We start from the raw sequence: 866 nt of genomic DNA, 5'->3' as shown, positions 1-866 counted from the left end.
GGGGTGGTCTTCGGGGCGGCCTGCGTGGTCCTGACCGACCGCTGGCCGGGCGCGTCCTCTTCCCGGTCGGACCGGCGCTGCTCCTCCCGGTCGGCCGGTTCCAGGTCGGACGGTGACGTGGAGGGCTCCGCCGAGGTGGGCGGCGGTGCGGACTGGGCCGGCGCGGTCGTCTCGGGCGCGAGCGCCGCGGTCTGAGCCTGCTCCCGGTACGGCGTGGGCTCGGGGTCCCCCGGTGACACGATGAACACGGCGGCGACGGCCGCCGCGGCCATGCTGGCGCCGCCCGCCAGCCACGCTCCCCGCTTGCGCGCCGTACGGGTGACGGCGGGTGAGGTCGTCTCGCCCCATCCGGGCGCGGCCGGACCCGGATACGGCCCCGAACCGCCGCGCGGCGGTACCGGCGTGCCTCCCGCCGTCCGCCCCCCGCTCGCCGACGTCGCGTGCGCACCCGGCGATGGCGGTACGCCGTGAGCGGCGTGCGGGACGGCCGCGGCATGAGGAACGCCGGGTGAGGAGGCCTCGCTCCTGGGCGGTGCGGGGACCGCCTGGCCCGCTGCCGGGAGGTGCGGCGAAGTCGGGTCGCCCTGCCCGAGCGTCGGGACGTGCGGCGAAGTCAGCGAGCCGTGCGTGTGCGGTGACGTCGGGGTGGTCGGCGCGTGGGGCGGGATGGTGGAAGCCGAACCGGCGCCCGGGTACGAACCGGTAACCATGGAGCTCTCAGGCGCCGCTCCTGGGTGTGGAGATAAGCCCGGGTGCGGGGCGCCCAGGCTGCCGTGCTGGGGGCTTGGGGACGCTTGGTGGGCCTCAGAGAAGGTACTGGCGGCCTGGCCAGGCTGGTACGGGAAGGCACCGGCGTCGCTTTGGGG

The 866-nt window shown here is 76.7% G+C and carries 1 pseudogene; it reads right to left on the bottom strand.

Going from position 1 to position 866, the window contains the following annotated elements:
* Window positions 1-272 (bottom strand): annotated as a pseudogene (locus tag C1J01_RS48375) (hypothetical protein); the annotation flags it as partial.
* Window positions 273-866 lie beyond the last annotated feature (594 nt).

Origin of the sequence: Nonomuraea aridisoli (genome assembly GCF_003236395.1) — a bacterium.
Classification (GTDB): domain Bacteria; phylum Actinomycetota; class Actinomycetes; order Streptosporangiales; family Streptosporangiaceae; genus Nonomuraea; species Nonomuraea aridisoli.
This window is presented reverse-complemented; position numbering and strand designations above follow the sequence as displayed.